This is a genomic window from Caulobacter sp. GW822-FHT01G02 (assembly GCF_058802865.1).
In genome coordinates this window covers 508,135-532,064 of record NZ_JBXAON010000003.1, presented here as the reverse complement: position 1 = coordinate 532,064, position 23,930 = coordinate 508,135, and the positions used below count along the sequence as shown (strand labels likewise).

The window sequence follows — 23,930 nt, the reverse complement described above, 5'->3', positions numbered from 1 at the left end:
GCGGCGGCGCCAAGACACGAGTTCGTCAGCTTCCGGAACGGAACGTCTATGAAGGGCCGAGGCGCTCGCGCAGCTGCTGGTTTTCCGCCTCCAGGGCGGCGAGTCGGTCGCGCAGCGGCGCGACCGCGCGGGCGATCTCGGCCTCGGTGAAGCGCGGGACGATGTGCTGCGGACAGTTCCAGTCGAAGGCCGCCAGCCGCAGGCGGAAGATCCGCTCGGGGCGGGCGCGGTAGCCGGGGACGCTGACCCGCGCCAGCAGGTCGGGCTCGGCGTCCAGCGCCAGGCGCTCGGCGTGGGCCAGGATCTTCAGGCGGGCGCGGCGGGGATAGTCGACCAGGATCAAGGCCACGCGGTCGTCGGCGTCCAGATTGCCCGTGCTGATGTACTGGCGATTGCCCGCGTAGTCGGCGAAGGCCAGGGTCGTCTCGTCGAGCACCTTGAGGAAGCCGGGCGGGCCGCCGCGGTGCTGGACATAGGGCCAGCCGGTCTGCGAGACGCTGGCCATGTAGAAGCTGTCGCGCTCGGCGATGAAGGCGACCTCGTTGGGCGTGAAGGCCTCGGAGACGCGATCGACCGCGCCGGGCGTCCACAGCTGGTCGACGCCCATCTCGGCCTGGACCGCGCGCACGCTGGGCGAGCTGGCCAGGTCCAGGAAGCTGTAACGGTTCACGGCGCGATCTCCCGGCGTCGCGCCCGCCCGGAAGGGGAGGCGCGCGACACCGGGCAGGATCCTATTCGATCAGGCTGGCGTCGAGGGTGATCTCGGCCTTCAGCAGCTTCGAGACCGGGCAGCCGGCCTTGGCCTTGGCGGCCAATTCCTCGAACTGGGCCTGGTCGGCCCCGGGGATGCTGGCCTTCAGGGTCAGGTGCGAGGCGGTGATGGCGTAGCCGCCCTCGACCTGTTCCAGGGAGACCTTGGCGGAGGTGTCCATGCGGTCGGCCTTCAGGCCCGCCTCGCCCAGGATCAGCGACAGGGCCATGGTGAAGCAGGCCGAGTGGGCCGCCGCGATCAGCTCCTCGGGGTTGGAGCCGGGCTGGCCCTCGAAGCGGCTGGCGAAGCCGTAGGGATAGTCCTGCAGGGCGCCGCTCTCGGTCGAGATCGAGCCCTTGCCATCCTTGATGCCGCCGCTCCAGGCGGCCGAGCCGCTTCTGACGATCTTCATGTCGGTCTCTCCAGGTCAGGGGAATATCGGGACGATCCACCACGGCGCGGCTGCGGCGGCTTGAAGGAAACGGCTCTTCTTGTGTTCAGGCTCCGGCGCAGGGCTCGGTCTCGCCGGTCGCCAGGTCCACCCGGAAGCACTGCTCGCGCCCGGTGTCCTCGTCGCGGACGAGGATCGCCAGGTCGCCGCCGCCAGCGTCGCTATCGGGGGCGTCGTGGGCGAACTCCTCGACATAGGCGAGCGCCGCTGCTTCCGGGCTGGCCTCGTCGATCAGGCGGGCATGGTGGCCGTGCAGATGCAGGGCGCGGGCGGTGAAGGTCATGCCAATCTCCTCGGGGCTATCTCCTCGGCCAGGAGAAACGCGCCGGGGCCGCTTTCGGATTCACCGAACGCGAAAACGGCGGCGAGCCGTGAGGCCCGCCGCTGCGTCGTGTCGCCGGATCGGAGGCCCGGAGGGCCTCAGATCAGATTGTATTCCGGCTTGGCGTAGGTCCCGATCAGGTCGACGCCATAGACGTTGTGCGTCACCTGGTCGGCGAAGAAGACGTCGGCCGACTTGGCGTAGACGCCCACGTGCTCGGTCTCGGCCGCCGCCAGCAGCCACCCGACCACGGCCGCCTTGGTCCCCTGACCATTCGCGCCGTCCTGACCGTAATAGGCCATGTAGCTGGCGCGGGTCATGGTCGAGCCGCCCACGGCGACGGTGGCGTCCAGCAGGTCGTGGACCTTCTGGTCGGTCGGCGTCGCGCCGAAGATGGCCGCATAGGCTTTCTTGGTGGCGTCGAAGAGCGTCAGGGACCCGTAGGTCGCCGTGAAGCCCGAGGCGCCTTCGCCGTTCTTGCCCAGATTGACGGCGAAATTGATGAAGCGGTTCACCGTGTCGAACGACTGGTAGTAGGCGCTGTTCAGGGTGTTGGGGTTCGCGCCGTTCGGGTCGACCAGATAGTCCATGCCCGCGGCGGTCGGGGTCTTGCCCGTGAAGAACTGGTAGGAGAGGGCGGCGACCGCGCTGGTGTTCACCGTCGCCTTGACGACCAGGCCGATGGCGTCCGTGTAGCTGGTCCCGGAGGCCATGGCGCCGGCGATCGACTTGGTCATGGCGTCGGCGCCGGTGCTGAAGGTCTGCAGGCGCAGGACGCTGGCCATGGCCGAGGCCACGCGGCTGTCGACCATGGCGACCGCGCGGTCCGAAAACTGCAGGTTCTCGATATTGATGGCGGTGTCCGTGCCGTCGGTTCCGGCGTTGTCCTTGATCTGCCAGCCGCCGTTGGCCAGGGCGCTGAAGGCATAGGACGCGAACTTGCCGGCGTAGGCGGCGGTGTCCAGGCCCGCGCCGCCGTCCAGGATGTCATTGCCCGAGCCGCCAGTGATGCGGTTGGCTACCGCGTTGCCGGTGATGGTGTCGGCCGCGGCGCCGCCGATGGCGTTCTCGATGACCGCGCCGATGGCGATGGTGACGTTGCCGGTCAGGCCGCCGACGCTGGAGAAGAAGCCCTCGCGCAGTTCGATCGTCTGGGCGACCTTGTAGCCGGAGAAGTCGAAGGTGTCGGTCCCGCCGGCGTCCCAGGCGGCGAACACCAGCTTGGTCGACGACGAGGTCGCCGAGAACCAGTCGCGCCCGGCGTTGGCGTTGAAGCCGTAGATGGTGTCGCCGGTGCGGGTGGTCATGTTGGCGCCATAGGCCAGCTGGGCCGCGGCGATGTCGTCCAGCAAGGGCGAGGCGGCGTAGGCGCCGCCGAACGCGCCGCCGGTGTTGGACTCGCCGAAGTAGGACATCACCGTATACTGACGGCTGTCCTCGTAATAACCGGCGTTGGCGCTGTAGGTGATCGCGGCGGCCGCGCCGTCGGCGTCGTATTTGGACGGGTGGGCCAGGCCGATGGCGTGACCGATCTCGTGGACCAGCACCATGCCGCCATAGTTCGAGCCGCTTGGGCTGCTGTTGTAGCCGAGGCTGGAATTGACCCAGACATCGCCCGAGTCGCTGCTGGGCTGGGCGTTGCCCGGATAGTAGGCGAGGGCGGCCGAGCCGGACTCGCCGGTGCTGTAGTCGCCGAACAGAATGGCGGCGTTGTCGCTGTAGGCGGCCGCGCCGGTGGTTCCGGTTCCGACGCGTACGAACTTGATGTCGGCCACGTCCGACCAGGCCTGCAGAGCCTTCTCGGTCTGGACGATCTGGGCGGCGTTGAACTGCGAGAAGCCCGAGGTGTCGCTGGGCATGGTGGTCGGCGCGGTGGCGCGATAGGCGTAGGTCACCGTCGCTCCGACATGCAGGGCCGGACCCCAGCCGGGCGCGCCGCGCAATAGCTGCGAGGCCGCCTCGGCCACCGTCAGGCTTTCCTTGCCCGCCACGACCCCGTCGCGAGCGTCGGCGTTGACGAAGGCGTTCGGAGCCTCGCCACCCGTGATCCTCACGGGTTCCTGGCCGGCCTGTGAAAACGCTTCAATGCTCACGGACATACTCCACCCGACCAAGCCCGCAGTATGTAGAAATCGAATTTCTCCTTCAATCTCCGTTACTTGCGACATGAGCGCACAGTTTTCCGGCCAAGCTAAGCGCTGCCGGAACACCGGTTGGTCCGCGCCTATTTCACAATTGATCGGCCTTTGTGGCGTTTCTGCCACACCTAAATCCGCTGAGTGCGCGTTTGTCGTGCTGAGGTCCCGGGGCCGTGTCGGGCCCGCGACATACTACTAGAGACTAGAGAGGGTTTTAGAGATGAATATGCGGTTGCTTGCCGGCGTCGCCTTGGTCGCGCTCGGCGCGGCCTCGGGCGCTTCGGCTCAAAGCGCCTTGAGCGGCTTCTATGTCGCGGGCGATGTGGGCTACCACGAGCCGAGGGACGTCAAGGCTACGTCCTCGAACGGCTATCAGTGGAATTTCTCGGGCGACAAGGACTGGGCCGGCTTCGCCCGCTTGGGCTACAAGTTCTCGCCGAACTGGCGCGTGGAAGCCGAATACGGCTATCGCCCCAGCGACCTGAAGAGCGTCCGCGGCAATGGTCTGGCCGGCGCTCAGCCGATCGGCCTCTGCACGCCTGGCGTCGGCCGCTCGCCGGCCTCGCCGGATTGCGGTGAGCTGGACGGCAGCCTGAAGGCCACCACCCTGATGGCCAATGTCATCTTCGACCTGGCTCCCGGTGGCACCTTCAACCCGTATATCGGCGCCGGCGCCGGTACGGCCTGGGTGCACAACAAGGCCTATGGCCAGCTGTCGGGCGTTCCCGCCGGCGGCGCTCGCTTCCAGAACACCAACTTCGACGACGTCGACCAGGCCTTCGCCTATCAAGGCATCGTGGGCGTGGGCTGGAACTTCGCCGAGAACTGGTCGATGGACCTGACCGGCCGTTACCTGGAAACCAAGAACCTCAAGTGGGGTTCGGTGACCCAGAACACGGGTCCGGCCGGTGGCTCGATCACCGACGTCGGCACCTTCTCGGGCAAGTACAAGGACGCTTCGGTGACCCTGGGTCTGCGCTACACCTTCGGGTCCGCGCCGCCCCCGCCGCCCCCGCCGCCTCCCCCGCCGCCCCCGCCGCCCCCGCCCCCGCCGCCTCCTCCGCCCCCGCCGCCGATGCCGGCCGCTCCGGCCTATGAAGCGCGCGAGTTCGTGGTCTACTTCCCGTTCGATCAGTACGTGCTGACGCCGGAAGCTCAGGCCGTGGTCCAGCAAGCCGCCGAATACGCCAAGGGCGGCAACGCGACCAAGGTCGTGGTGACGGGTCACACCGACACCTCGGGCTCGGATCGCTACAACCAGAAGCTCTCGGAACGCCGCGCCAAGGCCGTCGCCGATGGCCTGGTCAGCCAGGGCCTGGCCGCCACGACCGTTGCGGTCGACTGGAAGGGCGAAAGCGCTCCGGCCGTCGCGACTGGCGATGGCGTCAAGGAACCGCTGAACCGCCGTTCGACGGTCTCGATCAACTTCCAATAAGGAAGTCCGGATCGGTGGAATTGGGGCTGGCCGCGAGGCCGGCCCCTTTTTCTATGGGCGGCGCTTTCTATGGGCGGCGCTCGGGACGCGTGGCGCTCAAATGGAAAGACGCTCCCGATGGGGCGTCGGGAGCGTCCGATCCGGCGGACCAAGAGGGCGGAGGACCGCCGTCATGCGGCCGGCAAGAAGGGGGCGCCGGCCTCATCGGTAGATTTGAGCGGATAGGAAGCACGGGCGGCAAAGGGTCCGTCGCGCGCTCCGATAACCGTGTTCGATTATACGCCGATACCCGTGTCAGGCGAGTCGAAACGGCCGGCCTCGGTCAGATGCGACAATCGGCGCGGCAAGGGCGAGGGATGGCCCAGGAGGTTGGCGATCAGGTGCTCGGCCAGCAGCGGGGCCAGGCAAAAGCCGCGCGAGCCGAGGCCGGCGAGGACCAGCAGGCCATCGTCGCCAAGGCCCGCCAGCGGCAGACGGTCCGACGTCGTGGCGCGCACGGCCGCGCGGCCTTCGAACGTCTTGCCCGCCAGGCGCGCGGCCAGATCCGGCAGACCCTTGGCCAGGATGTCGAGGTTGCGGGCGTGGTCCTCGGGACGGACGTCCACGGCGGTCTGGTCGCGGTCGTGGGTGGCGCCAAACAGGACACCATCGCGGGTCGGCACGGCATAGCCGCCGAAGGCCGTCGCCCGGGTCGTCTCGCCTGCGGTCCAGCTGGCCTGGCCGCGCACGGGTTTCAGGCGGATCTGGGGAAGAAGTTCAGCGCTCGCCGCGCCGGCGGCCAGGGCCACGCGATCGGCGGTCAGGATAAGGTCGCCGGCCTCGTCGAGGAGTCGCCAGGCCCCATGGCGTCCTGGGCCGGCGCGCTCCAGGCGGGCGACGCGGCGACGGATGATCTCGCCGCTCCAGGCGGCGGTGACCAGGGTCGGCTCGATGACCAGCGCGCGGGTCATGGCCAGGGCGTCGTCGCGCAGGAGCATGGCTCCTGGCTCGAACAGGTCCTGTCCGGCCACGGTGGCGAAGCGGGCCGGATCGCGTTCGCTGGCGGGCAGCTGCAGCACCTCGCGGGCGATGATCGCGCCGGGCTCGGCCTCGTACAGCGTGACCGCGCGCGCGAAGGCCTGGGCGTAGAGCGCCGCGCGCGGGCCGCCGCCGGCGTCGAGCGCGGGGGTGACCAGGGCGGCCGGATTGCCCGAGGCGGCGACATGGTCCGGATCATCGACGACGGTGACGCCGAGGCCTTCGGCGCGGGCGGCGCGCGCCAGGGACGCGCCGGCGATACCGCCGCCGATGATCGCCAGGGTCTGGGGCCGCGGCGCGGGCGCATGCTCGCCCATTTCTCTTGAGGGGGGCAGCCAAGCCTCCAGCCGTTCGCGCTTACGGCCGAAGCCGGGGCGCTTGGCGATCTCGAAGCCGGCGGCTTGCAGGCCGCGCCTTACCGCGCCGGCCACGGTGAAGGTCGCCGCGCGGGCGCCCGGGGCCGAGCGGCTGGCGACGGCGGCCAGCACCTCCTCGCGCCACATGGCCGGGTTCAGCGCCGGGGAGAAGCCGTCCAGGAACCAGGCGTCCGCCGCGCCGTCCCAGGCCTGCAGGGCCGGGATCACGTCCATGACCGCCAGGTCCAGCACGGCGTCGAAGCCGGGCAGGTCCACGCGGTGGAAGCCCCGCGCGCGACCCGGCCAGTGGTCCAGCAGCACCTGGGCCGCCTCGCCCAGCTCCGGCCAGTGGGCCAGGATCCGGGCGGCCTCGTCGCGCGCCAGCGGGTGGGCCTCGATCGAGAAGATATGCAGGCGGCCGGCTTCTTGCTTCTCCCGCCGCCAGAGGTCGAGCAGGGCGGCGATGTTCAGGCCCGAGCCAAATCCAAGCTCGCCGACCGTGAAGTCTGGCTGCGCCCCGAACCGTTCGGGAAGACCGCAGCCGGTCAGGAACACGGCCCGCGTTTCGGCCAGGCCGTCGACGCTGGAGAAGTAGACGTCGCCGTACAGGCTGGACTGCGGCAGGCCGTCCTCGCGCCAGACGAGGGGCGAACCGTCGGGAGGTGTAGTGACGCTCATGGGGCTGCTAGAGCGCTGGGGGAGGTCAAACGTCAAGACCGCTCTCCAACCCGATCCCCCCGGCGAAGGCCGGGGCCCAGATTCATCCTGAGCGTCAGATGTGAAAGCGCCCTCCGCCGAGGTTCGACGAAGGGCGCTCTGGGCTCGACCTGGGCCCCGGCCTTCGCCGGGGAGATCGGATCTTGAATTTTAGGCGAGACCCCTAGTGCCCCGCCTTCTTCTCTTCCGGCTTGGCGGCGGTCGCCGCGTCCGCAGCGGCGGTGGCCGAGGTCTCGGACGGCGTCGAGGTGGCGCCCGTGGCGGCGGCGTCCGCGGCGGTATCCGCCGGGTCGGCCGGCGCCGCGGCCGCGTCGGCGGCGGCCTTGTTGGCGTCGGCGGCGGCCTGGTCCTTGGCCGAGGCGGCGTCGGTCACGGTGCTGGCGTCGGCGGCGGCGGCCTTGGCGGCGGCGCTGTCGCCTTCGGCTTCCTCATGCTTGCCGCAGGCGGCCAGCGACAGGGCCGAGACGGCCACGCCGGCGATCAGGAGTTTGCGAAGCATCGTGGTGTTCATGCGGATTTCCCCTAGCGGCGGACGCCGTCGCCTTGTCGACGACGACTTTGCGCAGAAGGAATACCGGTTCGAAAGCGCGTGCAAGTTACGACGCGCTAACGTGCGACTACTCGTTCGGGATCTGCGACAGCGCCTCTTCCAGCTCGGCGAAGCTGGGCTGGGCGGGCGAGGGTACGTTGCCGCGGCCGATCTCGACCGAGATCTGGGCGGCGTTGCCGTGCAGGTGGGCGACCAGGACGGCCTGGATGATCTTGTAGAAGGCGCCGTCCTCGTTGACGACCGCCTGCAGGCGCGTGGCCATCGGGCCGACGATGCCATAGGCGATGAACACGCCGAGGAAGGTGCCGACCAGGGCGCCGCCGATCATGCCGCCGAGGACGGCCGGCGGTTCGGTGATCGAGCCCATGGTCTTGATGACGCCCAGCACGGCGGCGACGATGCCCAGGGCGGGGAGGGCGTCGGCCATGTTTTGCAGAGCGTGAGCCGGCTCGAGCGCCTCGTGGTGGTGCTTCTCGAGCTGCTTTTCCATCGCGTCCTCGACCTGGTGGGGGTCCTCCAGGTTCATGGTCATCATCCGCAGGGTGTCGCAGATGAAGTCGACGGCGAAGTGGTCGTGGGTGATCTTCGGGTAGCGGGCGAAGATCGTGCTCTCACCCGGTTTTTCAATGTGGCTTTCCAGGGCGATGACGCCCTTGGACTTCATCGTCTTGGTCAGCAGGAACAGCAAGGACAGCAGGTCGCGATAGTCAGACGGCTTCCACTTGGGACCCTTGAAGATCTTGCCGAAGCCGCCGGCCGTGCCCTTGATGACGACCATGGAGTTGGAGATCAGGAAGGCGGCGACGGCCGCGCCCAGAATGGCCATCAGCTCGTGTGGGGCGGCTTCGATGATCACGTCCAGCTTGCCGCCACCCATCAGGTAGCTGCCAAACACCATGCCGAAGAGCATGACGATGCCGATGATCTGGAACATGGTGGAAGACCGACCCCGAGAATGAAGCCGCATGATCGCGATTAATGATTAAGCCAACGTTTTCACGCGCTCATCCAAGCCGTCCGTGATCCGCGACACATCGCGCGCGCGACCCAAAAATCGCGTCTTTCCGGTTCTGATGCTTCCCTCGGAACAGGAGGGGGCCTAACAAGTGTTTGATGACTGGGGAGTCCAAAGAGGCCCGGGATAACCGGGCGCCGTTCGCGATCCTCTTTGGCGTGTCCGTGGCGACCGCCATGGGGAACAACGGCATGCTGTCGGTGCTGCCGGCCATCGGCCGCCAGATCGGCATCCCGGACGCCATGGTCGCGGCCATCTTCTCGCTGTCGGCTGTGCTGTGGGCCATCACCTCGCCGCTGTGGGCTCGCCAGTCGGACCTGCGTGGGCGCAAGCCGCTGATCCTGCTGGGCCTGGGCGGCTTCTGCGTGTCGATGCTGCTGTGCGCCCTGGTGGTGTCGGCCGGCCTGCATCACCTGGCCCCGCCGCTGGTCATCTTTGTCGCCTTCCTGCTGTGCCGGGCGCTGTTCGGGACCTTCGGCTCGGCCGCCAATCCGGCCACCCAGGCCTATATGGCCGAGCGCACTAGCCGCGAGGAGCGCACCCAGACCATGGCCACCCTGGCCGGAGCCTTCGGCCTGGGCACGGTGGTCGGTCCGCTGCTGGCCCCGCTGTTCGTGCTGCCGGGCGTGGGCCTGGCCGGACCGATGTTCGCCTTCGCCCTGCTGGCGGCGGGCATGATGGTGGTCGTGCATCGGGGCCTGCCCGAGACCTTCAAGCCCGGACGCGGCGAGACCCCGCCCCGCCGCCGGATCGGCCTGTCCTGGCGCGGCGGCGATGCGGCCCTGTGGCGGGATCCGCGTCTCAAGCCGTTCCTGATCTTCGGCTTTCTCGTGGCCGCCTGCCAGACCGCCCAGACCCAGACCCTGGGCTTTCTGATCATCGACAAGCTGGGCCTTCCGCCGATCAAGGCGCAGGGCTTCATCACCCTGGCCATGGCCGCCGGCGCGGTGGCGGCGCTGCTGGCCCAGTGGGGCCTGATCCGCATGTTCCGCATGGGGCCACGCGACCTGATGCGCTGGGGCGTGGGCTGCGCGGCGATCGGCAACATCGTCGTCGCCTTCGCGCCGGACTACGCCGCCGTGGCCATCGGCTACGCCATCGCCAGCCTGGGCTACGGCTTCGCGCGCCCGGGCTTCACGGCCGGCGCCTCGCTGTCGGTCGAGGCCAAGGACCAGGCCGGAGCGGCCGGGGCCATCGCCGCCATCAACGGCCTCAATGTCGTGGTCGCGCCGCTGTTCGTGCTGCTTTACGAGCGCATCGGCTGGGGGCCGTTCGTCCTGAACGCGGCCATCCTGGCGGCGCTGGTCGTCTACGCCCTGCGCCAGGCGACCCTGCGCGCGGTCGACAAGGGCGGCGCGCGGGAAGAGGCGACGATCGCGGGGCTCGAGCGGACGGACGAAGGCGGGGTTTGAGCGGGCTTAAAGCCTAGTCGACCATCCGCTCCAGGGCCTTGCGATCCTGCAGCACCACGCACCGCACGCTGGGCAGGGCGATCAGACCCTCGTCCTGCAAGGCCGTCAGTGTCCGCGACACCGTCTCGATCGTCAGGCCCAGATAGTCAGCCATGTCCTGGCGGCCCATCGGCACGTTCAACTCGGCGCGGGCGTGAGTGCGGTCAGCGATGTCCAGCAGCAGGCCGACGACCCGCTCCTGGGCTGAGCGACGGCCCAGCATCAGCACGTGGTCCTGGCTGCGCTGCAGGACCTCGGCGGTCAGGCGGAACAGAGCCCGGGCGGCGTCGCTGCGCGTCGCGGCCAGATCGCTGAGCGCCCCGCGCCGGATCATCCGGATGCTGGCGTCGGTCAGGGCCTCGGCCGTGATGCGGTGAGCATCGGCCATCTCCAGGCCGAAATACTCGCCGGCGAAGTGGAAGTCGTCGATCTGGCGGCGACCGTCGCGCAGGATGCGGTAGGTCCGCACCGCGCCGGTGACGACTTGGTAGACATAGTCGGCGGCCTCGCCCTCGCCGAAAATCTCCTCGTCGCGCGAGAAGCGCGAGCAGGCGCCCGGAATGGCCAACACGGAATCGAGGGCGCCCGGAGCGGCGTCGATGCGAAGCGGAGACAGCATGGAAAGACCCTTCTGATAGTGGGGTCATGCGCCTATTCCCGACGCCGCGATATTCGGGAGCCGCGCCTAAGGAAACCCCCTTACGCGGGCGTGCGGGTGGCGAGTGTTTGAGGCGGATCAACCCGCGCGGACAGGTGTCCAGGCAAGATGGCGCCATGTCGGATCGTCCCCTCATCCTGCTGCTCGTCGAGGACGAGCCCCTGCGCGAGGCGCTGCGCTTCTCGCTGGAGACCGAGGGTTATGCGGTGGGAACGCGGCCGGATGGGAGACCGGCCGCGGCGGTGGTCATCGACGATGATCGAGAGGACTGGCCGGCCGTGGGGGAGAGCCCGACGATCGTGCTGACCGGCGATGCGGAGCGGCTGCTGCGGCGAGGCGTGCGCGGCGTGTCGCTGGTGGAGAAGCCGCTGCTGGGGGATGCGTTGAGCGTGAGGCTGAGCGAAGTCCTGAAATTCAACCAAAGCCTGTTATCGCGGCCGTAGCGAAGCGGACAGGAGCATCTGGAGCCCTTTGCGCTTCGGATGATTCCATCCAACGCTACAGGGCTAGGTCTGCCCCCGCACCGACAGCGTCATCCGCACCAGCGCCGCCAGGTTGTCGGCCTGCATCTTCGTCATCAGCTTGGCCCGATAGATCTCCACCGTACGCGGACTGATGCCCAGTTCGCGGGCGATGACCTTGTTGGCGTGGCCGGCGACGACGCCGTCCAGCACCTGGCGTTCGCGTTCGGACAGGGTTTCCAGGCGATGCAGGATGGCGGCCTGGTCGTCGGTGACCGGGGCGGCCTCGGCGGCCTTGATGGCGCGACCGAGCGCATCCAGCATGCGGGCGTCCGAGAACGGCTTCTCGATGAAGTCCACGACACCCGAACGCATGGCCTCGACGGCCATCGGGATGTCGCCGTGGCCGGTGATCATCACGATCGGCATCTTGACCTTCAGGGCCGCCAGGCGCGCGACCAGCTCCTGGCCGCTCATCTCCGGCATGCGCACGTCGGTGATCACCACACCCGGCTTGGCGTCTGGCAAAGCCTCGAGGAAGGCCGGGGCGCTGGCGTAGGCGACGACCTCGAAGTCGGCGGACTCCAGCAGGAAGGCCAGAGACTCGCGGGCGCTCTCGTCGTCGTCGACCACGTGCACGACGGCGGTCGGGGTCGCCAGGGGGGCCTCACTCATCGACGGTTTCCTTCTTATGATCGGCGGGCGGCAGGGTGAAGCGGAACAGCGCCCCGCCGCCGGGATTGGCCTCGGCCCAGATGCGGCCGCCATGGGCTTCGATGATCGAACGCGAGATCGACAGGCCGACCCCCATGCCCTGCGGCTTGGTGGTCATGAAGGGCTGGAACAGACGCTCCAGCACCTCGGGCGCGATGCCGGGGCCGGTGTCGGCGACGCTGACCTGCGACCAGCCCTGGTCGGTCACGGCGCTGGTGATGGTCAGCGCCTTCCGCCGCGCGCCGTTCTCCTGCATGGCGTCGATGCCGTTGCGGATCAGGTTCAGCAGCACCTGCTGCACCTGGACCCGGTCGGCATAGACGGCGTCGGCCGCCGGATCCAGGGAGAGGCGCACATCGACCTGACGGTCGCGCTCGCCGATCAGGGCCAGGGCCGAAGCCTCCTCGATCAGCTTGGACAGGCTCTCGTCGACCCGCTCGCTGGCCCCGCGGCGGACGAAGTCGCGCATGCGGTGGATCACCTCGCCGGCCCGCAGCGCCTGGGCGGCGGCGCGGTCGATGGCGTCGCGGACCTTGGCCTGGTCGGCCTCGCGGCCCCGGTCGATCAGGCGGCGCGAGCCGGTCAGGAGGTTGGCGATGGCCGACAGCGGCTGGTTCAGCTCGTGGGCCAGGGTCGAGGCCATCTCGCCCATGGCCGTCAGTCGCGAGACGTGGACCAGCTCGTTCTGCAGCTCCTGCAGGCGGGTCTCGGTCTCCTGGCTCTGGGTCAGGTCGCGGATGAAGCCGGTATAGGAGGGCATCGGCCCCTTGGTCTCGCCGACCGCCAGCTCCATCGGGAAGGTCGAGCCGTCCTTGCGCAGGCCGACCACGACGCGGCCGACGCCGATGATCCGCTTGTCGCCGGTGCGGTGGTAGCGCTGGATATGGTCGTCGTGGGCGGTCGCATGCGGCTCGGGCATCAGCAAGCCGACGTTCTTGCCGAGAACCTCGGCGGCGGTCCAGCCGAACATCCGCTCTGCTGCGGGGCTGAACGAGGTCATCAGGCCGTCGCGGTCGATGACCACCACCCCGTCGGGCACGGTGTCGAGGATCGAACGCAGGTGGTCGTTGACCGCCGCCTCGCGCCGCCGCGCGGCGTGGAACCAGCCGCCGCCCACGGCCATGCCGAAGCCGACCGACAGGAAGATCGCCGCGCACAGGCCGCTGACCAGGTTGAACGGGATCTCGCGCGTCACCCACCAGACGCTGGCCCAGGCGAAGGTGGTGGCGAAGGCGCCAGGGCCCAGGCCGCCGAGCGCGGCGCTGACCAGCACCGCCGGCACGAACAGCAGGAACGACGAGGGCGCGGTGAACGCCGCCGGCAGGTACAGGCGCGCCACCGCCGTCGCCATCACCGCCGCGAGGGCGGCCAGGTAGGCGGTGGGATGTGGATCGCTATAGAGCGTCGAGGACAGGCCCCGGGCTGGCTTCATGGGTGTTCTCAGTCTCGAAGTCCTTATAGCCGGACGGGTTTGAGCCAGGTCAAGGCGCGGTTATTGCGTAGGTCGGAGGCTGGAGGTTCCAAGCAATCGGAGCGTTCGAATGTCTGACGGGCAAATGGCGTACCTGGGTCTGGTGATCGCGGCGTTCTCGGCGTTCGCCGTGGTGCTGTTCGTGACCTACATCCGCGTGAACATGAAGTAGGGGATCCCAAGTCGAGCTGGGAGTTCCCCCAAAGCCCGATTTCCCCGGCGAACGCCGGGGCCCAGATTCATCCGGAGCCCTTGGGGTTTTCGCGACAGCGCTCGCGTCCAATCCTCAAACTTTGGTGAGTTCGATCTGGGCCCCGGCGTTCGCCGGGGAGATCGGGTTTTTGTTTGCATTCATCTCCAGCCGCCGCCCGCAGATCGCCGCCGGCGCCGCGCGGTGGCTGACCAGCACCAGGCCCTGGCCGGTGCGGTCCAGACGCTCTCGCAGCCGCTCCACCACCATCATCTCGGTCGCCGCATCAAGGCCCTCGGTGGGCTCGTCCAGCAGCAGCCACGGCGCGTCCCGCAGATAGGCCCGCGCCAGGGCCAAACGCCGGCGCTCGCCGCCGGACAGGCGCTCGCCGTCGTCACCGAGATAGGCGTCCAGACCCCGCGGCGCGGCGCGGATGCGGTCGGCGAGGGCGGCGGCTTCCAGGGCCTCCCACAGCTGCGCGTCGGTCGCCTTGGGCGCGGCCAGGCGAAGGTTGTCGCGCACCGCGCCGGCGATCAGGCCGGCGTCCTGCGGCAGCCAGGCGAAGGTCGAGCGGGGGAGGGCGGCTTGGCCGCGCAGGCCCAGCAGGGCCTCGATGGCGCTGGTCTTGCCGCAGCCGGACGGGCCGACGACGGCCAGACGCTCGCCGGGACGCAGGGTCTGGCCGAGGATCGTCACGCTGGGCGGCGTCTCCGGCTTCGGCGCGATCACCTGAGGGCGATGCCGCAGGATCGCGTCCAGCCGGTCCCGAGCCTCGCGCGCCGCGCCGTCCTGGTCGAAGGCGTGGGCCAGGCCGGCCAGGGCGTCGACGCTCATGGCGGCGGCCAGGCCCGCCAGGGCGGCCAGAGGCGCGCCGGCCGGGGCGGCGCTGGCGACGGCGGCGGCGACCGCGACGCCCAGCAGGGCGGCCTGGCTCATCAGGATCAGGCCCTGGGCGCGGGCGGCGGCCAGTCGCGCGGCGTCGAGTTCGGCGGCCTTGGCGTTCAACGCCTCGCCGGCCCAGGCGTCCAGGCCGTAGGCGCGCAGCTCGGCCGAAGCGGCGACGAGGGCGGCGGTGGTCTCCTTCAGCGCTCCGACCTTGGTTTGAATGGCGGCGCGGGCGGGCGTGGAAAAGCGCTTGGCCAGGGCGCGGGCGATCAGGATCGCGGCACCGGCGGCCAGCAGAATCAGGACGGCCGGGAGCCAGCCGGCCAGGGCGGCCATCACCAGGCCCGAGCCCAGGCCGGCGACCGCGCTCCAGGGGGCGGAAAGACGGACGAAGCGGGTCTCGATCGCGTCGACGTCCTGCACCAGGCGGGCGGAGGCCTCGCCGCGCGACAGGGTCAGCGACTGGGACGGCGGGGCGGCCGCCAGGCTCTCGAACACCGCCGGGCGGATGGCGGCCAGGGCGCGCAGGGCGGCGGCGTGGCCGCTCAGGCGCTCGCCATAGCGGGCGGCGGTGCGCAGGATGGCCAGCAGCCTGATCATCGCGCTGGGGATCAGCACGTTGAAGGCATGGGCCGCGGCCAGCCCCGCCAGGCCGGCGGCGGCGCTGGAGACGATGAACCAGCCGGACAGTCCTAGCAGGATCGTCGAGGCTCCGCCCACGACCACGGCGCTGGCGATCGCCAGCCGCAGGGCGCCGGCGCGCTGGCGTTTCTGGGCGCGGATCAGGTCGTCTAGGGGGCTGGTCAAAGGCGGATCACTTGGTCGGCGAGGGCGGCGACGGCCTCGGAGTGGGTGGCGATCAGGGTCGTGCGGCCCTTGGCGGCCGCGCGGATGGCGGCCAGCATCCGCTCTTCCGCGAGCGCGTCGAGATTGGCCGTCGGCTCGTCCAGCAGCAGGATCGGGGCGGGCTTGAGCAGGGCGCGGGCCAGGGACAGCCGCCGCCGCTCGCCGCCGGACAGACCGCTGCCGCGCTCGTCGAGCACGAAGTCGAGGCCGCCCGGACGGTCGAGGGCCAGACCGACGGCTTTCGCCGCCGCCTCGATCTCGGCGCGGGTCGCGTCGCGGCGGGAGAGGGCGATGTTGTCGGCGATCGAGGCGGGCAGGATCAGCGGCGACTGGCCGGCCCAGGCGATGTCGGCGGCGCGGGGCGCGGCGCCGTCGATCAGGATTTTCCCGCCGGTCAGGGGCGCGAGATCCAGCAGCAGGTTCAGCAGCGAGCTCTTGCCCGCGCCACTGGGACCCACGAGGGCGGTGATGGTTCCGGCCTCGGCGGTGAGGTCGAAGGCGTCCAGCGCGGGGGCGTCGGTGTCGGCATAGCGGACGGTGACGCCCTCGAAGCGGATGGTGGGGGCCTGGGTCAGCGGCGTCGTGGCGGGCCTGGCGGCCGGGAGCTTGAATGTCGCGAGACTGGCCGAGGCCGCCTCGGCGGCCTGGCGGTCGTGATAGGCGGCGGCCAGGCGGCGCATCGGGGCGTAGATCTCCGGCGCCAGGGCCAGGACGAAAAAGGCGCGCTTCAGGTCCAGGGTCTCGGGAACCGGGAAAGGCAGAAGGCGCAGCAGGTTGAAGCCGCAATAGACCGCCACCAGCGCCACGGACAGGGCCGCGAAGAACTCCAGCGCCGCCGAGGAGATGAAGGCCACGCGCAGCACGCGAATGGTGCGCTCGGCCAGTTCGGAAGCCGATCGGCGCAGGGCGGCGGTCGTCGTTCCCTCGGCCTGGAAGGCCAGGACCACCGGCAGGGCGCGAACGCGGTCGAGGAACAGGCCCGACAGGCGCTCCAGGGCCAGGAACTGGGCGCGGCTCTCGGCGGCGGCGGCCGTGCCGGACAGGATCATGGCGGCGATGAAGGGAATGAGCGTGGCCAGCAGAATGCCGGCGCCGATCGGGCTGGCGATCGCGGCCACGGCGATCATCACCAGCGGCAGCACGGCGGCCGACAGCCGCGCGGGCAGGAAGCGGGCGAAGTGGCCGTCCAGCGCCTCGACGCCCTCGACCAGGGCGGTGACGGCCTGGCCCGTCGGGCGACGCGGGCCGGCGAACACGGAACGGGCCAGGTCGGCGCGCGCGGCGGCCTTGACCTGGGCGGCGGCCCGCGCGCCCGCTTCACCCGCCGCGCGGGCCAGCCAGCCTCGCAGGGCCCCGGCCACGACGATCGCCAGCAGGGATAGGCTCAGAGCCAGCGTTCCGCGCTGGCTGGCTATCGCATCGACGCTGAACGCCAGACCCGCGGCGAAGCCGATCGCGGCCAGGCCGTCCAGCAGTACGAACGTCCGCGCGCGGCCCATCGCGGACCCGCCGCGCCGGCCGGCCTGCTCGAGCCACGTCCTTGGTTCAACGGAACCATCAATCTGCACTATGTCGGCGCCCATGGGTTGAGTGTAGGCTGGTTTGGTCCGCGAGCCTTGATCCCGATCAAGGAGTGGGCGGTCGCGGCGGTCTAGGGGAAAGTCCTCGAACGGCGTGATCATCGGCCGTTCGTTTGGGAGCTGTCCATGGACCCCGCCGTCATTGATCTATCGCGACTGCAGTTCGCGCTGACCGCCTTGTACCATTTTCTGTTCGTGCCCCTGACGTTGGGGCTCAGCATCATGCTGGTCATCATGGAGAGCATCTATGTGATGACCAAACGGCCGATCTGGCGGACCACCACCCGCTTCTGGGGCGCGCTGTTCGGCATCAATTTCGTGCTCGGCGTGGCCACCGGCATCACCATGGAATTCCAGTTCGGCATGAACTGGTCGTACTACTCGCACTATGTCGGCGACATCTTCGGCGCCCCATTGGCGATCGAAGGGCTGATGGCCTTCTTCATGGAAGCCACCTTCGTCGGGCTGATGTTCTTCGGCTGGGACAAGCTCAAGCCCGTCGGCCACCTGTTCGTGACCTTCATGGTCGGTCTGGGCACCAATCTGTCGGCCCTGTGGATCCTGGTCGCCAACGGCTGGATGCAGAACCCGATCGGCGCGGCCTTCAATCCCGACACCATGCGCATGGAAGTCTCCAGCTTCCGCGACGTGCTGTTCAACCCGGTGGCCCAGGCCAAGTTCGTGCACACGGTCAGCGCCGGCTACGTGATCGCCGCCGTGTTCGTTCTGGGGATCTCGGCGCTGTATCTTCTGAAGGGCAAGTACGCGGGCGTGGCCAAGCGCTCGATGACCGTCGCCGCCGCCTTCGGCCTGGCCGCCTCGCTGTCGGTGGTCGTGCTGGGCGACGAGAGCGGCTACGCCCTGACCGACAACCAGAAGATGAAGCTCGCGGCCCTCGAGGCCATGTGGGAGACCGAGCCCGCCCCGGCCGGCCTGACCGCCTTCGGCATACCGGACCTGAAGGAACGCAAGACCCACTACGAGGTCAAGATCCCCTATGTCCTGGGCCTGATCGCCACTCGCAGCTTCGACACGCCGGTGGAGGGCATCTTCCAGCTGGTCGCCAAGGCGCAGGACCGCATCGAGAGCGGCGTCGTCGCCTATGGCGCGGTCGAGGCCCTGAAGGCCAATCCCAAGGACATGACCGCCCGCGCCACCTTCGAGGCGCACCGCCGCGACCTGGGCTACGCCCTGCTGCTGAAGCGCTATGTCGCCGACCCGCGCCAGGCCTCGCCCGAGCTGATCCAGAAGGCGGCCTGGGACACCGTGCCGCCGGTGCCGGTGATGTTCTGGGCGTTCCGGATCATGGCCGGGATCGGCTTCCTGATGATCGCCCTGTTCGCCACGGCCTTCCTCCTGGTCACCCTGCGCAAGCACGACACCAAGTGGTTCCTGGTCATCGCCGTGGCGGCCATCCCGCTGCCGTGGATCTCGACCGAGCTTGGCTGGTTGCTGGCTGAGGTCGGCCGGCAGCCCTGGGCGGTGGACGGCGTGCTGCCGACCTTCCTGGGCGCCTCCAGCCTGTCCGTCCCGCAACTGCTGACCAGCATCGCGGCCTTCACCCTTCTGTACGGCGCGCTGGCCGTGGTCGAGATCGGCCTGATCATCAGGACCGTCAAGAAGGGCCCCTTCGCCCCGCATGAGCCGGTGCTCGACGGATCCGTCGAAGCCGAACCGGCCGTCGCTTAAAGGAGCGCTGAATCATGGATATCCCCGTCGATTTCGCCACGCTTCGCGTCATCTGGTGGGCTCTGGTCGGGATCCTCCTGATCGGCTTCGCCTTGACCGATGGCTTCGACATGGGCGTCGGCGCGCTGCTGCCCTTCGTCGCCAAGACCGACCAGGAACGCCGGATGGTCATCAACACCGTCGGCGCGACGTGGGAAGGCAACCAGGTGTGGTTCATCCTGGGCGGGGGCGCGATCTTCGCGGCCTGGCCGTTCGTCTACGCCATCAGCTTCTCGGGCTTCTATCTGGCGATGTTCGTGGTCCTGGCGGCGATGATCATGCGACCGGTGGGCTTCAAGTATCGCTCCAAGCGGCCGAATCCGAAGTGGAGGGCGTTCTGGGACTGGGGTCTGTTCGTCGGCGGCTTCGTGCCGGTGCTGGTGTTCGGCGTGGCCATGGGCAATGTGCTGCAAGGCGCGCCCTTCCGCCTGGATAGCGACCTGCGGGCCTTCTACGAGGGCGCCTTCATCGGTCTGTTCTCGCCCTTCGCCCTGGTGTGCGGCCTGCTGTCGGTCTCGATGCTGGTGCTGCACGGCGCGGCGTGGCTGACCATCAAGGCCGAGGAAGGGCCGGTCACCGAGCGCGCCCGCCTGTTCGGCGAGATCGCGGCCCTGGCCAGCATCGTGCTGTTCGCGGCCGGCGGCTTCTGGGTGGCGTTTGGCGGCCTGGGCTTCCGGATCGAGGGCTTGGCCGACGCGGCTGGTCCGTCCAACCCGCTGCGCGGCGCCGCCGCCGTGCGGGCTCCGGGCGCCTGGCTCGACAACTACGGCCGCCATGGCTGGATGGTCATCGCCCCGGTCCTGGGCTTCGTGGGCGCGGCCCTGGCCCTCTATGGCCTGCGGTTCAACAAGGCCTGGGCGGCGTTCAGCGGCTCGTCCGCCTCGGCCGTCGGCATCATCTCCACCGTTGGCCTGTCGATGTTCCCGTTCATCCTGCCCAGCAGCTTTGATCCGCGCTCCAGCCTGACGGTGTGGAACGCCTCGTCCAGCCACATGACCCTGTTCATCATGCTGATCGTGACGTTGATCTTTCTGCCGCTGGTCCTGATCTACACCGCCTGGGTCTACAAGGTGCTGTGGGGCCGCAGCACCACCGGCGCCCTCGCCACCAACCCCGACCTGTACTGAGGAGCTAGAAAGTCATGTGGTACTTCACTTGGATCCTCGGCCTCGGCCTCGCGGTCGCCTTCGGCGTGCTGAACGGCGTCTGGTACGAGTTCAACCTGTCGGACGACGGCGACGAGGGTCTCTCCGAGCCGTAAGGACTCGGTTTGAGGGGGCGCGACAATCCGGCGCGCCCCTTCGAGCTCAGCCTTAACGGTTGTTAAAGGCCCTTCGGGCTCTTGTAGACAGGAGCCCGAGAGCGCGTCGAACACGCCGCCCCGGGACCGCTGAATTCGACCCGGGGATATCGCATGACCGACAACACCGCGCCCGCGCTGGAGCTGATCTCGTTCTGCATCGGCGAGCAGGAATTCTGCATCGACGTGAAGACGGTTCGCGAAATCCGCGGCTGGACCCCGGCCACCCCGATCCCGCACGCGCCGGCCTATATGCGTGGCGTCATCAATCTGCGCGGCGCGATCATGCCGGTCATCGACCTGCGCAACCGCCTGGGCCTGGGCGTCACCATCCCCGAGACCCGCCACGTGATCGTGGTGGTCGAGTGCCAGGATCGCCTGGCCGGCATCCTGGTCGACGCCGTGTCGGAAACCTTCACCGTGCCGCGCGACAGCCTGCAGCCGGCCCCCGATGTCGGCGTGGAAGAGCTGCGCTACATCCAGGCCATCATCTCGATGGAAAACCGCCTGATCACCTATCTGCGCATGGACGACGTGTTCCCAGCCGTGGTTCGCGAAGCGGCGTAGGCTTCGTCTCTCCGGACAAAAGAAAAGCCGCCGAGGGTGACCTCGGCGGCTTTTCTCTGTCTGGTGCTCGGCGATCAGCTCTTGCGGACGATCCGCGCCGCTGCGGCATGGAAGCCGGCTTCGGCGGCAGCCAGGTCGGCCACGGCGCCTTGGCGCTCGGCCGCGACGCCCATGTTGCTCGCCGCGTAGCTCTCCGAGACCTTACGGGCCCCCTGGGCGCGCAGGGCCGCGTTGGAGGCGGCGGTCTCGTGCCAGGTCGCCAGGCTTTCGACGGTGACCTCGGCGGCGGCGTCCGGGTGCGGAGGGACCTCGCCGAAGCCGATGGCCACGAAGCCGTGGATCACGCCTCCATAATCCTCCTCCGACAGCAGGAAGGTGATCTGGCGCTCTTCGCTCTGGCCGGTATAGGCGTCGTCCTCCGGATCGAACTCGCGCAGCACCAGGATGTCGCCGACCTTGAAGTCACGGTCGTTGCGGCGGATCTCGAAGCGCTTCTGGCCCGAGCGCACGGCGGCGAAGTATTTAGGCCAGGTCTTGAGTTCGTGGCGGGTCATGGGCGGCGGACTTTCGAAACTAGAAAGCGGGCGGTTCTGGCGGCCGAAGCCTAGCGCAGGGTTAACCGTCCAAACATATCCCCAAATTCCGATTTCCCCGGCGAAGGCCGGGGCCCAGATTCATCCGGGCCGGCTTGGGTGAGCGCGCCATCCGCCTCATCAGCTTCCGACGCGCTCGTGGGCTCGATCTGGGCCCCGGCCTTCGCCGGGGAGATCGGATTATTGTTGTCTCACTCGTCGATACACAACCGGACGATCTCGGCCCGCAGCTCCGGCATGCCCAGGCCCTTTTCGGACGAGGTGGCTAGCACGCGCGGGAAGGCGGCGGCGCGCTTGGAGATCGCCTTCAGCGTCTCGGCCACGACCTTGTCGACCTCGTGCGGCTTGATCTTGTCGGCCTTGGTCAGGACGATCTGGTACGAGACCGCCGCCGTATCCAGGGCGTCCAGGGCCTCCAGGTCGACCTTCTTGAGGCCATGGCGGGCGTCGATCAGCACATAGACGCGCTTCAGGTTCGGCCGGCCGCGCAGATAGGCTCGGCCCAGGTCCTGGAACTTGTCGGCGATCGAGCGCGAAACGCGGGCGAAGCCGTAGCCGGGCAGGTCGACCAGGCGCACCTGCTCGGCCAGCAGGAAGAAGTTGATCTCCCGCGTGCGGCCCGGCTCGTTCGAGGCGCGGGCCAGGTACTTCTGGCCGACCAGGCCGTTGATCAGGCTGGACTTGCCGACGTTGGAGCGGCCGGCGAAGGCCACTTCCGGCAGATCCGCGGCGGGCATGGCGTCCATGCGCACCGCGCCCATGATGAACGAGACCGGCTGGGCGAAGAACACCCGCGCCGTCTCGATCTGCTCGTCCGTGAAATCGGCCGCGCCCGGCAGGACGCTGGGGAGCTCGGGGGGAAGGTTGGGTTCGTCGCTCATCAGGTGGCGTTAGCAGGTTTGCCCTGCAAGCGGGCGATGATCTTGTCGATCGGGTTCTCGACCTTGTAGCGGCGCATGATGATGTACTGCTGGATGATGGTCAGGACGTTGCTCCAGCACCAGTAGATCACCAGGCCCACGGCGAACTGCGACAGGGTGAAGGTGAAGACGATCGGGAACAGCTGGAAGATCCGCTGTTGCATCGGGTCGCCCGCCGGCGGGTTCATCGCCGTCGTCAGCCACATGGTGAAGCCGTACAGCAGCGGCCAGACGCCGATGTGCAGGGTGGTCGACAGGAAGGCGCCGATCAGCGGGGCGTGGGCCGGGTCCCAGGGGATCAGGCCGAACAGGTTGAAGATCGTCGTCGGGTCGCGCGCGGACAGGTCGTGGATCCAGCCGAAGAACGGCGCGTGGCGCATCTCGATGGTGACGGTCAGCACCTTGTACAGCGAGTAGAAGACCGGGATCTGCACCAGCATGGGCAGGCAGCCCATCATCGGGTTGATCTTCTCCTTGGCGTACAGGGCCATCATCTCCTGCTGCTGTTTGGCAGGATCGTCCTTGTGCTTGGCCTTCAGCTTCTCGACCTCGGGGGAGATCTTCTTGATCTTGGCCATGCTCTCATAGCTCTTGTCCGCCATCGGATAGAGGATGAGCTTGAGCAGGACGGTCAGCGCCATGATGGCCAGGCCGAAGTTGCCGACCATACGATAGAAGATCTCCAGGATGTTGAAGATCGGGCGCGTGAAGAAGCTGAACATGCCCCAGTCCACGGCCCAGTCGAAGCGCGGGATCTCGGCCTTGCTGTTATCCCAGAACTTCCACCAGTCGGGCGCCTGGCCGTTGTATTCGTACTTGCGCAGCAGCGGCACGGTCTTGGCGCCGGCGAACAGGCGGGTCTTCTGGGTCAGGGTGGCGCCCGGGTTCAGGGCCTGGGTCGGGCCGACGAAGTTGACGTCGTAGATGTCGGCGCCGCCGGCCTGGGTGACGCGGTACTGGGCCTTGATGGTCTGGTCCTGGTTGGGGATCAGGGCCGCCAGCCAGTACTTGTCGGTGATGCCGGCCCAGCCGCCGACCGAGTCGAAGGTCGAGAGCGGCTTGTCCTTCTTCCACTTGCCGTACTTGGCCACCTCCAGCTTCTGGTCCTTGCCGGAGCCCAGCACGCCGATGGCGCCTTCGTGGACGATCTGGGTCTTGCCCAGGTGGTCGGTGATGCCCTGGCGCTGGACGGTGGCGTAGGGGGCCAACTGGAAGGCGGCGGTCCCGTTGTTCTTGACGCTGTCGGTGACGGTGAACATCGCCTGGTCGTCCACGCCGATCACACGGGTGAAGGTCAGGCCCATGCCGTTGTCATAGGTCAGGGTGACGGGAGAATTAGGACGCAGCACCTGGCCCGGCGCGGCGGTCCAGACGGTGCGGCTGTCGGGCAGGCCCGGCAGGTTGGCGCCGGCCCAGCCGAAATCGGCGAACCAGGCGTGCTCGGCGCCCTCGGGGCGGAACAGCTCGACCGGCGGCGAGCCCTTGTCGGTGGTCTCGGCGTACTTGCGCAGGAACAGGTCGTCGATGCGGCCGCCCTTCAGGGCGATCGAGCCCGACAGGGCCGGAGTGTCGACCACGATGCGCGGGCTCTGAGCCTTGGCGGCGTCGCGCGACAGGCGCAGCGGGGCCGGATTGCCGTTGGCGTCCAGGGTCACGCCCGGCTGCGTCGCGGCCTGGACCTGGGCGGCCTTCTTGGCGCGCGCCTCGATCTCGGCGCGCTTCTGCTGCGGACCCAGGATGAAGAACTGGTACCCGATCAGGATCACGAACGCGCTGACAATGAACATCAGCGTGTTTTTGTTGTCGTTCTGCAT

The 23,930-nt window shown here is 68.8% G+C and carries 22 protein-coding genes; 7 read left to right on the top strand and 15 right to left on the bottom strand.

Features of this window, described 5'->3' with window-relative positions:
* Window positions 1-46: 46 nt before the first annotated feature.
* From AC1RNC_RS11445 to sapA, 4 genes are all read right to left on the bottom strand, one after another.
* The gene (locus AC1RNC_RS11445) at window positions 47-670 is read right to left on the bottom strand and encodes a pyridoxamine 5'-phosphate oxidase family protein (protein WP_492886300.1); all 624 of its coding nucleotides are present in this window, start codon (window positions 668-670) and stop codon (window positions 47-49) included.
* A gap of 61 nt (window positions 671-731) precedes the next feature.
* Window positions 732-1,163: an OsmC family protein gene (locus tag AC1RNC_RS11440; RefSeq protein ID WP_492837174.1), complete on the bottom strand. Its 432-nt coding sequence runs from the start codon at window positions 1,161-1,163 to the stop codon at window positions 732-734.
* A gap of 85 nt (window positions 1,164-1,248) precedes the next feature.
* Entirely contained in the window at window positions 1,249-1,485 is a 237-nt protein-coding gene (locus tag AC1RNC_RS11435) for a DUF5961 family protein (protein ID WP_492886298.1), read from the bottom strand.
* Between the two features lie 137 nt (window positions 1,486-1,622).
* Window positions 1,623-3,617: a protease SapA gene (sapA, locus tag AC1RNC_RS11430; protein WP_492886296.1), complete on the bottom strand. Its 1,995-nt coding sequence runs from the start codon at window positions 3,615-3,617 to the stop codon at window positions 1,623-1,625.
* A 265-nt stretch (window positions 3,618-3,882) separates the two neighbouring features.
* Between sapA and AC1RNC_RS11425 the strand changes: the two genes are divergently transcribed.
* The gene (locus AC1RNC_RS11425; protein WP_492886294.1) at window positions 3,883-5,097 is read left to right on the top strand and encodes an OmpA family protein; all 1,215 of its coding nucleotides are present in this window, start codon (window positions 3,883-3,885) and stop codon (window positions 5,095-5,097) included.
* Window positions 5,098-5,372: 275 nt separating this feature from the next.
* Here the strand turns inward: AC1RNC_RS11425 and mnmC2 are convergent, their stop codons facing one another.
* From mnmC2 to motA, 3 genes are all read right to left on the bottom strand, one after another.
* The gene (mnmC2, locus tag AC1RNC_RS11420) at window positions 5,373-7,148 is read right to left on the bottom strand and encodes a tRNA (5-methylaminomethyl-2-thiouridine)(34)-methyltransferase MnmC2 (RefSeq protein WP_492886292.1); all 1,776 of its coding nucleotides are present in this window, start codon (window positions 7,146-7,148) and stop codon (window positions 5,373-5,375) included.
* Between the two features lie 202 nt (window positions 7,149-7,350).
* Window positions 7,351-7,698, bottom strand: a complete 348-nt coding sequence (locus AC1RNC_RS11415; RefSeq protein ID WP_492886290.1) for a hypothetical protein — start codon at window positions 7,696-7,698, stop codon at window positions 7,351-7,353.
* Window positions 7,699-7,804: 106 nt separating this feature from the next.
* Complete coding sequence (gene motA, locus AC1RNC_RS11410; protein ID WP_099575759.1) at window positions 7,805-8,671, bottom strand: flagellar motor stator protein MotA; 867 nt, start codon at window positions 8,669-8,671, stop codon at window positions 7,805-7,807.
* A 179-nt stretch (window positions 8,672-8,850) separates the two neighbouring features.
* Between motA and AC1RNC_RS11405 the strand changes: the two genes are divergently transcribed.
* Window positions 8,851-10,164 (top strand): MFS transporter, encoded by a 1,314-nt coding sequence (locus AC1RNC_RS11405; RefSeq protein ID WP_492886288.1) that lies wholly within the window; start codon window positions 8,851-8,853, stop codon window positions 10,162-10,164.
* Between the two features lie 13 nt (window positions 10,165-10,177).
* Here AC1RNC_RS11405 and fixK read toward each other — a convergent pair whose 3' ends face one another.
* Window positions 10,178-10,822: a transcriptional regulator FixK gene (gene fixK / locus AC1RNC_RS11400; RefSeq protein ID WP_492886286.1), complete on the bottom strand. Its 645-nt coding sequence runs from the start codon at window positions 10,820-10,822 to the stop codon at window positions 10,178-10,180.
* Between the two features lie 155 nt (window positions 10,823-10,977).
* Between fixK and fixT the strand changes: the two genes are divergently transcribed.
* Window positions 10,978-11,304, top strand: a complete 327-nt coding sequence (gene fixT / locus AC1RNC_RS11395) for an oxygen-responsive sensory/signaling system negative regulator FixT (RefSeq protein ID WP_492837166.1) — start codon at window positions 10,978-10,980, stop codon at window positions 11,302-11,304.
* Between the two features lie 63 nt (window positions 11,305-11,367).
* On the opposite strand, the gene fixJ is transcribed toward fixT, so the two are convergent.
* The 4 genes from fixJ to cydD all read right to left on the bottom strand — a co-directional run bounded on the left by fixJ (window position 11,368) and on the right by cydD (window position 17,011).
* Entirely contained in the window at window positions 11,368-11,997 is a 630-nt protein-coding gene (gene fixJ, locus AC1RNC_RS11390) for a response regulator FixJ (protein ID WP_492837165.1), read from the bottom strand.
* Window positions 11,990-13,468: a PAS domain S-box protein gene (locus AC1RNC_RS11385; RefSeq protein WP_492886284.1), complete on the bottom strand. Its 1,479-nt coding sequence runs from the start codon at window positions 13,466-13,468 to the stop codon at window positions 11,990-11,992. Before AC1RNC_RS11385 ends, fixJ begins: the two co-directional genes overlap by 8 nt.
* Before the next feature lie 325 nt (window positions 13,469-13,793).
* On the bottom strand, window positions 13,794-15,389 hold the full coding sequence (locus AC1RNC_RS11380; protein ID WP_492886283.1) for an ATP-binding cassette domain-containing protein: 1,596 nt from the start codon (window positions 15,387-15,389) through the stop codon (window positions 13,794-13,796).
* Entirely contained in the window at window positions 15,386-17,011 is a 1,626-nt protein-coding gene (gene cydD, locus AC1RNC_RS11375; RefSeq protein ID WP_492886281.1) for a thiol reductant ABC exporter subunit CydD, read from the bottom strand. The genes AC1RNC_RS11380 and cydD overlap by 4 nt, the downstream gene beginning before the upstream one ends.
* 123 nt (window positions 17,012-17,134) lie before the next feature.
* Between cydD and AC1RNC_RS11370 the strand changes: the two genes are divergently transcribed.
* From AC1RNC_RS11370 to AC1RNC_RS11355, 4 genes are all read left to right on the top strand, one after another.
* Window positions 17,135-18,697, top strand: coding sequence for a cytochrome ubiquinol oxidase subunit I (locus AC1RNC_RS11370; RefSeq protein ID WP_492886279.1), 1,563 nt, complete (start codon window positions 17,135-17,137; stop codon window positions 18,695-18,697).
* Window positions 18,698-18,711: 14 nt separating this feature from the next.
* Entirely contained in the window at window positions 18,712-19,863 is a 1,152-nt protein-coding gene (gene cydB / locus AC1RNC_RS11365) for a cytochrome d ubiquinol oxidase subunit II (protein ID WP_492886278.1), read from the top strand.
* Between the two features lie 14 nt (window positions 19,864-19,877).
* Entirely contained in the window at window positions 19,878-19,997 is a 120-nt protein-coding gene (cydX, locus tag AC1RNC_RS11360; RefSeq protein ID WP_035043223.1) for a cytochrome bd-I oxidase subunit CydX, read from the top strand.
* Between the two features lie 153 nt (window positions 19,998-20,150).
* Window positions 20,151-20,603: a chemotaxis protein CheW gene (locus AC1RNC_RS11355; RefSeq protein WP_125155460.1), complete on the top strand. Its 453-nt coding sequence runs from the start codon at window positions 20,151-20,153 to the stop codon at window positions 20,601-20,603.
* Window positions 20,604-20,677: 74 nt separating this feature from the next.
* Here the strand turns inward: AC1RNC_RS11355 and AC1RNC_RS11350 are convergent, their stop codons facing one another.
* From AC1RNC_RS11350 to yidC, 3 genes are all read right to left on the bottom strand, one after another.
* On the bottom strand, window positions 20,678-21,157 hold the full coding sequence (locus tag AC1RNC_RS11350; RefSeq protein ID WP_492886276.1) for an ASCH/PUA domain-containing protein: 480 nt from the start codon (window positions 21,155-21,157) through the stop codon (window positions 20,678-20,680).
* Between the two features lie 230 nt (window positions 21,158-21,387).
* Window positions 21,388-22,077, bottom strand: a complete 690-nt coding sequence (gene yihA, locus AC1RNC_RS11345) for a ribosome biogenesis GTP-binding protein YihA/YsxC (RefSeq protein ID WP_492886274.1) — start codon at window positions 22,075-22,077, stop codon at window positions 21,388-21,390.
* Entirely contained in the window at window positions 22,077-23,930 is a 1,854-nt protein-coding gene (gene yidC, locus AC1RNC_RS11340) for a membrane protein insertase YidC (protein ID WP_492886272.1), read from the bottom strand. Before yidC ends, yihA begins: the two co-directional genes overlap by 1 nt.

Excerpts from the sequence above, each read along its gene's own strand:
- AC1RNC_RS11440 (WP_492837174.1), bottom strand. The coding sequence starts at position 1,163 with ATGAAGATCGTCAGAAGCGGCTCGGCCGCCTGGAGCGGCGGCATCAAG.
- AC1RNC_RS11435 (WP_492886298.1), bottom strand. The coding sequence starts at position 1,485 with ATGACCTTCACCGCCCGCGCCCTGCATCTGCACGGCCACCATGCCCGC.
- AC1RNC_RS11425 (WP_492886294.1), top strand. The coding sequence starts at position 3,883 with ATGAATATGCGGTTGCTTGCCGGCGTCGCCTTGGTCGCGCTCGGCGCG.
- mnmC2 (WP_492886292.1), bottom strand. The coding sequence starts at position 7,148 with ATGAGCGTCACTACACCTCCCGACGGTTCGCCCCTCGTCTGGCGCGAG.
- AC1RNC_RS11415 (WP_492886290.1), bottom strand. The coding sequence starts at position 7,698 with ATGAACACCACGATGCTTCGCAAACTCCTGATCGCCGGCGTGGCCGTC.
- motA (WP_099575759.1), bottom strand. The coding sequence starts at position 8,671 with ATGTTCCAGATCATCGGCATCGTCATGCTCTTCGGCATGGTGTTTGGC.
- AC1RNC_RS11405 (WP_492886288.1), top strand. The coding sequence starts at position 8,851 with ATGACTGGGGAGTCCAAAGAGGCCCGGGATAACCGGGCGCCGTTCGCG.
- fixK (WP_492886286.1), bottom strand. The coding sequence starts at position 10,822 with ATGCTGTCTCCGCTTCGCATCGACGCCGCTCCGGGCGCCCTCGATTCC.
- fixT (WP_492837166.1), top strand. The coding sequence starts at position 10,978 with ATGTCGGATCGTCCCCTCATCCTGCTGCTCGTCGAGGACGAGCCCCTG.
- fixJ (WP_492837165.1), bottom strand. The coding sequence starts at position 11,997 with ATGAGTGAGGCCCCCCTGGCGACCCCGACCGCCGTCGTGCACGTGGTC.
- AC1RNC_RS11385 (WP_492886284.1), bottom strand. The coding sequence starts at position 13,468 with ATGAAGCCAGCCCGGGGCCTGTCCTCGACGCTCTATAGCGATCCACAT.
- cydD (WP_492886281.1), bottom strand. The coding sequence starts at position 17,011 with ATGGGCGCCGACATAGTGCAGATTGATGGTTCCGTTGAACCAAGGACG.
- AC1RNC_RS11370 (WP_492886279.1), top strand. The coding sequence starts at position 17,135 with ATGGACCCCGCCGTCATTGATCTATCGCGACTGCAGTTCGCGCTGACC.
- cydB (WP_492886278.1), top strand. The coding sequence starts at position 18,712 with ATGGATATCCCCGTCGATTTCGCCACGCTTCGCGTCATCTGGTGGGCT.
- cydX (WP_035043223.1), top strand. The coding sequence starts at position 19,878 with ATGTGGTACTTCACTTGGATCCTCGGCCTCGGCCTCGCGGTCGCCTTC.
- AC1RNC_RS11355 (WP_125155460.1), top strand. The coding sequence starts at position 20,151 with ATGACCGACAACACCGCGCCCGCGCTGGAGCTGATCTCGTTCTGCATC.
- AC1RNC_RS11350 (WP_492886276.1), bottom strand. The coding sequence starts at position 21,157 with ATGACCCGCCACGAACTCAAGACCTGGCCTAAATACTTCGCCGCCGTG.
- yihA (WP_492886274.1), bottom strand. The coding sequence starts at position 22,077 with ATGAGCGACGAACCCAACCTTCCCCCCGAGCTCCCCAGCGTCCTGCCG.
- yidC (WP_492886272.1), bottom strand. The coding sequence starts at position 23,930 with ATGCAGAACGACAACAAAAACACGCTGATGTTCATTGTCAGCGCGTTC.